At 54.3% G+C, this 7,300-nt stretch carries 5 protein-coding genes and 1 pseudogene; 1 reads left to right on the plus strand and 5 read right to left on the minus strand.

Annotated features, from left to right (window positions below; all coding sequences use genetic code 11):
• Positions 1–483 (minus strand): isocitrate lyase/phosphoenolpyruvate mutase family protein (locus Q1A20_RS25770; RefSeq protein WP_299919625.1); only part of this gene is annotated, 483 nt, incomplete at its 3' end.
• A gap of 590 nt (positions 484–1,073) precedes the next feature.
• Between Q1A20_RS25770 and Q1A20_RS25775 the strand changes: the two genes are divergently transcribed.
• On the plus strand, positions 1,074–1,766 hold the full coding sequence (locus Q1A20_RS25775) for a hypothetical protein (protein WP_299919628.1): 693 nt from the start codon (positions 1,074–1,076) through the stop codon (positions 1,764–1,766).
• A gap of 576 nt (positions 1,767–2,342) precedes the next feature.
• Here the strand turns inward: Q1A20_RS25775 and Q1A20_RS25780 are convergent.
• The 4 genes and pseudogenes from Q1A20_RS25780 to Q1A20_RS25795 all read right to left on the minus strand — a co-directional run bounded on the left by Q1A20_RS25780 (position 2,343) and on the right by Q1A20_RS25795 (position 6,885).
• Positions 2,343–3,362 (minus strand): annotated as a pseudogene (locus tag Q1A20_RS25780) (IS110 family transposase).
• Between the two features lie 114 nt (positions 3,363–3,476).
• Positions 3,477–4,238, minus strand: coding sequence for a YHYH protein (locus tag Q1A20_RS25785; RefSeq protein ID WP_299919630.1), 762 nt, complete (start codon positions 4,236–4,238; stop codon positions 3,477–3,479).
• Positions 4,239–4,625: 387 nt separating this feature from the next.
• A complete protein-coding gene (locus Q1A20_RS25790; protein WP_299409763.1) occupies positions 4,626–5,768 on the minus strand; it encodes a serine hydrolase in 1,143 nt (380 codons plus the stop codon).
• Positions 5,769–6,183: 415 nt separating this feature from the next.
• Positions 6,184–6,885: an ABC transporter substrate-binding protein gene (locus tag Q1A20_RS25795; RefSeq protein WP_299919633.1), complete on the minus strand. Its 702-nt coding sequence runs from the start codon at positions 6,883–6,885 to the stop codon at positions 6,184–6,186.
• Between the last annotated feature and the right edge of the window lie 415 nt (positions 6,886–7,300).

The raw sequence follows: 7,300 nt of genomic DNA on the forward strand, positions 1-7,300 counted from the left end.
GGGCCGACCCCAAAGGTAATTTTCTGCGCGCGCTGTCAGAAAAAATGGCAACGCCGCCGCAGTCTCGGCAGCGGCGCGAATGCGCTCGACTGCCAGAGGAAGATCGAAGATTGGCTCATCCGGATTGCCTGTTGCGTCCTCAATGGACCCACCGACCAACCCGATGCCAGAGGCGATGCGAATGGTATCGGCGCAGGTTTCGGGGGCCATGCCAAAGCCATCTTCCAGATCGGCTGAGATCGGAAGATCGCAGGCTCCTGCGATCTGCGCTGCATTGACGATCAACTCATCCCGGCTCAGACCTGCGAAGGAATCGCGCTTTCCAACCGAGAAGGCGTAGCCGGCGCTGGTTGTCGCCAGAGCTTCGAACCCCAAACTCGCCAACAACCTTGTCGAACCGGCATCCCACGGATTTGGCATAACGAAGGCCTCGGTTCGATGGTGAAGCGATCGGAAAGCTTCAAACTTTTTATCCTGATCCATTCTTCCCCTCAACGACCTCCATTACACGATACTTGCAGAATATATAACAAAACGGCTGTCACGGCCTCGGTCATTCTGGGCTTACTCCGTACCTCGCAGATGGTGCAGCTTCCCAACTTTGTCGGCGTCTGGCAGCGAAGGACGGCCCTTACCGGTCATTCACCCAGTAGGTTCATGCCGCGGTGCAGCTTCCGTTAAGCGGGCATTAACGAGGAGTGGCCACCCATCCTTTCCCGGTCAATAGCAGCTATTTATTGACGTGTCCGATGCTGCATTGCGACATCTCCAGCAGCTGCCATGTGTTGCCTAGAGAATTTCGATCACAGGAGTAGTGACGGTAGCTGATTGATCCAACCACTACACAACCGCGATAGTGATCGCCCCACATTTCATTTAATGTCCTGGGATCATACTTTGTGAATTTAGGAGACTCGAATGGAAGCTATATTGGCTCATATCGCGTTTGCATCATGCGCAAAATACCAAAGAAGAAAAACCCAACCTGCTTGGAAGAGTATTGATCTTGCTGCTCCCGGTCTGCTTCTTCTCTTAGGTGACAATGTCTATGCGACAGTAAGAAGTGGGACAATTTGGATCTCGACCAACACTATCGCAAGCAACTGTCTGTACAAAATTTCAGGACGGCCCTAAACAATCTAAACTACCTCGCGACATGGGATGATCACGATCTGGGTCCTGACAATTCGATGGGCGGATCAGATGATGGACTGAAGCACCGCGAGGAGGCTCGACGTTTGTTCCTAAGTCACATCGGCAGGACGGTAAAGCCGGAGTGGAATTTGGTAGACGATGATGCCGATGAAATTTATTGCGCGGCTGACCTAGATGGGACGCTAGTGATTGTCCTTGATGGCCGGTTCTACCGAGAGCCTCTGCAACAGAATCCAAATGCTGAGCTTTTAGGGCCGAAACAGACGGCGTGGCTCTGGGGCCAGCTTGATAGAGCTTTGGGCGACGAGTTCCACACTACTCTAGTATGCTGTGGTTCAACCTTAAACGCCAATCCAGATTTGGGGGAAAGCATTTCCCACTACAGTGCTTTCTATGATCAGTTTAAGATGCGCTTCGGCGACTGTCCTCGACCCATCTTTGTATCTGGCGACATTCACCGAAACAGGATCTATCATCATGGTTTCTGTACAGAAGTTGTTTCTTCAGGTGTTGCACAAAGGCGCATACGAGGCGATTTGTCGGGCAAGTTATTCAATAAGAAAAGGAACTTGAACAACTGGGGGAACTGTTCATTCATCGTAGTCATGTGAGGGTGAACTTGCTCGGAGAAGATGCGGTTTCACATGTGATCACTTAGTAACGGCAATCTGTCCCTTCCACTTTTTTGCTGTCTCTATAGTAGCTCGGCTCGCTCACAAATCGTCAATGCTGTGCTTTTCTTGAATGCCCGGCCCAGACCTGCCTTTTACCGGCCTGTCAAGATGCTGCGATGCGGCCCGCCGAACCTGCCGTTCGCAGCAGGCGCTCGATTCAGCTGTTTCGGACGGCGGCAGTACCGACAAACTTGCCTTTAATGCTTCCGGTTTTAACGGCCGCTGCCCGGGGACGGGGCTGCCATTCGAGTTCAATCGATGAATAGCCTGTGTGGATGGCTCCTGCATAGCGAGACATTTTTGAACTGATTTGTGCATTTGTCAGAAGCGGTCATGTGTCCGGCCTGTTTTGCGCGGTTTTGAGCGCTGGCCCTGATGGGTTCCGCAAACCAAGTTCCTATCAGCTTTGCGGGCTATCATGCCCGCGCCATTCGGCGGAGTGTCTTGGCATTGGCGGCAGACTTATGCACCATCATCTCGCGGGTCTTGCTAACTCTTTATGACGATTCCTTTTCAGGCTGTGCGAAGCGTGTACGGCTCGTTGCGGGTCAAAACTGTCCAAACGATCCGGGTAGTTTTGTTGGCCATAGCAACTGTGGCAACGCGAGCAGGTTTGTGTTCCAGCAACGATGTCAGCCATTTGCTTGCGCATTCTGGGTGGGATCGGGTCTGTCGGACCAGAGACGTCATGCCGACGACGAGCAATGATCGTAGGTATTGATCGCCCATCTTGGTGATCCGTCCAAGTTTCTCTTTGCCGCCACTGGACTTGTTCGAAGGCGTCAGACCCAGCCAAGCTGCAAACTCACGGCCATTGCGGAATTGGTGTCCGTCACCAATGCTGGCGATGATCGCGGACGCGGTAACAGCCCCGACGCCTGGGATAGTAAGCAACAACCCCACCCGCGCGTCTTCCTTGGCTACTTGCTTTAAGCGGTCTTCGTACCGACGAATCCGTGCATGCAATGCCATCAGATGCTCAGAGAGATTATGGATCACCTCGTACGCGACATCAGGCAGATCCAAAACTTCGCCAGTCAGTATGTTCTCAGCAAAATCGATGACACGGGCAAGGCCTCTGGCAATGTAGACGCCAAACTCTGCGACCATGCCAGGCAAGCCGTTGATCAACTGCGTGCGTTATCGGACAAGAAGATCCCGTGCGCGATACAGCGACAGGAGTGCCTGCTGTTCAACTGTCTTGATCGCGACAAAGCGCATTGTCGGACGCATCACCGCTTCGCAGATCGCCGCCGCATCGATGGCATCTGAATTGTCGCGTTTGACGTATGGTTTGACATACATCGGTGGAATTAGCCGGACTTCATGACCCAACACTGTCATTTCCCGCGCCCATTGGTGCGCACTGCTGCAGGTCTCCATACTGATCAAGCAAGGTTTGATCTTGGAGAAAAACGGCAATAACTGCCCGCGGCTCAAAGGCCGGTTGAAGGCAACCTCTTCGTCTTCTGTAATTCCGTGAACTTGAAAACCGTTCTTGGCCAGATCAAGGCCGATTGTGGTAACTTGCATGGGGTGGCTCCTCTCAAAAGCAGATATGGACATCCGCAGTATGGCGGATTGCAACGCCGGTTTGAGCAGGAGCCATCCAACCCATCAGCTTTTTGAATTTCGGGTTGCTCCGGATCAGCCGTCGCCATCCGGCGGGGGACGGCCGCCACGCCCACCGATGAAGTCACTCGAAACCGTACCTTTGAAACAGCGCGGAAAGAACGGGTAGGTATCGATGGCGAAATACACATACTGCCCGTCGAGCATTGCCCCGTTGCATTCATCCAAAGTTCCGGAGCCCGCAACGAATTCGTAATCCTGCACGTAGGTGCCGTCATGTGCGCCACCTGGACCGGAGGCTCGCTCCCCACTCTTCAACTGCCATGACGATTGCGCTTCGTCGCCCACGTAGTGGATTTCAAACCCGTCCGCCGCATAACCAAACAGCGTGCTGTCGAGTTCGCCTGTCACTGCGGAGGGAATGCCGTGATAGTGGTACATGCCCTGACCGTCCACATGCGCGTTCTGTGCATCCATGATGAGTCCGCCCATACCCTCGACATTCCATCCCGAAGACGGATCGCGCGAATACCCGCGCTCGGACGTCGGGTCATAGTATTCCGCGGTGCCCGGACGCAGCGGAATTCCGGTCAGGGTTATACCCGAGATCCGAGCGTCACGGGTGATGGTGTCCGTGAGTTCGGGCGTAGCATCTATGCAGAACCTATGGTGCTGCTCTTCCACTGTGGCACCGGCCCGCCATGGACCGGTTTCGTGATCGGGTACGCCATCGGACGTGATACAGCGCTGATCCCCATCCACTGTGATAGTCACATGCGCTTGAACCGCACCGGCGGTAAACAGCGTCAGAGCGAGCGTGGTGCCTAGTGTCTTCATGATACCCTCCGGGTGCTTGGTTAAGAGTTTAACGGGCGCGAAGGATATTTCCGTCGTTCTTTGTGTCGCAGGATATGGGCGCGACAAGGATGCCCTTCATGGCCACCACAGCATCGGTCAAATTTGGGCTTCATGTCGACCTGAGGGCAAGCGCATCATCAGATTTGCAGCTCAGTGTTGCTCAGGCGAGGACGACCCTTAGCTGCCTTCCGTCAACGACCAGTGATGCCGCGGTGCCGCCCGTCAGACGGACTTTAGCTGCAGGCCCAAATCGTCTGAGGCTTGGAAGTCCACAGCGGACCAAGGGTTCCCTGAGTTCCAATAATTGTGATTTGCTTCCGGTCGCTTCACGTCCTTTCGATTGGCGAAGCAACAATACGAACGAGTTTACGCCATTGCATACAGGCCTTCTTCATAAGCGCGGTATGTGCGCATGTAAGGTTCTTCCACAAATGGCAAAGACTGGGTCATAATAACTGCAGCAAGCTCGGAAGTTGAATCAATCCAATAATGGGTGTTGCAGACGCCTGCCCAACTTTGAGACCCGGCCCGCCGCGCGTACGGCACATCGGCTTCGGCGCGCACAAATGCAAAGCTGTGGGTCGTGCCTTCAGGCATGGCAACATCTGCTGTCAAGGGCGGCGCAGCCGTTACCATATCTTGGAACGTCAGTCCCTGCATCTGATCGGCTGTCATCTGTGCAACCGCCCCCTCAGACAGAATACGATTCCCGTTCAATGCGCCTTTGTTCAGGACCATGCGGAGGAATGTTAGATAATCGGGTGCAGTCGAATACAAGGCGTGGCCCATGCCATAGACCTCGGGCTTTGCCGGCGGCGCAATTTCAAACGGACCGAAGCTACCATTCTCGTCACGAATGGAGACGTCGGCCAGACGATCCTCCATGCCATCAGATTCGAAAGCCGTGCTGGACATGCCAAGAGGATCGAAAATCTCAGCTTGGCAGAACGCATCAATCCGGCGACCATCGACTTTCTCTACGATTTGCCCCAACCAATCTATGCTTGGTCCATAACCCCATCTTGTCCCAGGATCCGTCATCAGCGGATACTTCAAACCGGCCTTTAGCCCAGATAAGATTGGCGTGGCCTCTGTCACCTCGAGGAACTTGGCCATATCGGTGTTCCAGAACTCGTATTCCAGACCGCTTGTGTGAGTGGCCAAATGCCGAACGGTGGCAGCTACTTTTGGCGCCCGAAGCATCGGTGTGTTGCCATCCCAGCCCTCAAGAACTCGCAGATCGTTCCATTCCGGCAGGATATCTGCAACTGGTGTGTCCATGGAAAGCGCACCGCGATCGATCAGAACCATTGCTGCAACTGATCCAACAGATTTCGTCATTGAGAAGATGCGGAACACCGTGTCTTCCTGCGCTACGCGCCCCTGTGATGCTGGCCCGAATGCCCCGGAATACACCACCGACGAAGCGTTTGCGGCCATAGCAACGACAAATGGGACGTCCCCTGCATCAACAGCGCTTTGCAGAATGCCATCTATTTTTTTTGACATAAAAGGCCCTCCCCGCCCATCTTTAGAGTTTCCGCTGGCCTACAATTAATTGTCAAGGGACGTCTCGAAGCCGACCTCGGCGGCGTCGCAGCATCTTGTTGATGAGCCGCCCTTGCTCCGAAGAGGCGGTCCAAAGCTGCCGTTGGCCACACCACTGCAATGCTGCGATTGCAGCCCGCTTAGCCGCCATTCGCTGCGATAGCGAATAGTGTGGTGGGTGGAACTCACGCCCTGCGGACTCTCCGGACCTTGGAGCCTTGTCTGCTTTTGAGCGTCTAATCAACTGAAGGTTGCTCAGGGGTTTAAACGCCCGGCGCTAGATTGAACAGAACGCTATAAGACTGAAATAGCCAGCCGGCATAAGCTCAACCTCATCCGGCGTATGCGGGCTAGAACGTTCTTCCGCCGTATCGGGTTAGTTCCCTGGCTCTCTCGCCGCGGTCCCTGCGATAAGCCGCGCACGCTCTATTTGAAACAGCATACCAAACTCGCCTTCATCCACCATCTCGCGCAATATGCTAGCAACTGCCGCTGCCTCTTGCCGGAAGGTATCGCGCAGAAAATGATGGCTGTTGATCGTACCTATCGGGATTTCACTCAGAACAATCCCATAGTCTGTCAGCAATTCGACTTCGGCGTGACTGCTGAAAGCACCATGGACCGCCACATCAATTCGGTTCGACTTGAGCATCAGAAAAAGTTGCTCCGGGCGATCCACCTCAATCATATCGGCTGCCCCAGCGGCAGCCCGTCGCGAATGTACTATCCCGCGAACCACACCAACAGTCTTGTCCTTAAGATCATCGCGGCTTTCGATCCGATGCCCACGCTCTGGCAAAATGAATGCAGTCGTGATGATCGTATTGATTGGTGGTTCAAGCCGGATGAGATCAGGCCGGGTGTCTCCAAAGCCGCTTACGCGCCCGACAACGCCATCAAACTCGCCGTTATCAAGCATGTGGGCGGCGCGCTTGGCAGGGATGGGCGTGATCGTCATCTCCAACCCGGCGCGGCGATAGACCTCTCGCAGTGCAAATCCAAGTGCCTGATTGTTGATTGCGCCAGCGTTACTCACCAACCGGATAGGCTCCGCCAAGAGCGGAGCCGTGAAAAACACCAACGCGCTTACCAGTGCGGCGATAACTCGCACGATGCCACTTTCTCCTACATCAGTCACAGTTGTTTAACACTTGGATCTTTCAACGCGGTAGCTCAAAAAAGTGCACCAGAAGCAACCGGCCATTGCGCAAAAAGAACAGGACTCCTAATATTTCAGCGTCTCGGTTTCGGCGGAACTGGCGTCGTTGGCACAGACGCCACGATGCTCGGATCACAACGACCACGATCACTGATCGCCTCTGCCAAACAGCCCAAACCAAATCCAATGCAACCGCCAGCGACAGCAATTCCAGCACCCAAGGTCATTTTATCGCTCCTAATATTTCATCTTCCGATGTCGTCAACGCGGGACCAAGCCGACATCAGACAATCCAGTCAACCACGCCAGCGAAGCCAAGTGTATATCCAAATGC

Origin of the sequence: uncultured Roseobacter sp., assembly GCF_947501835.1 — a bacterium.
Classification (GTDB): Bacteria; Pseudomonadota; Alphaproteobacteria; order Rhodobacterales; family Rhodobacteraceae; genus Roseobacter.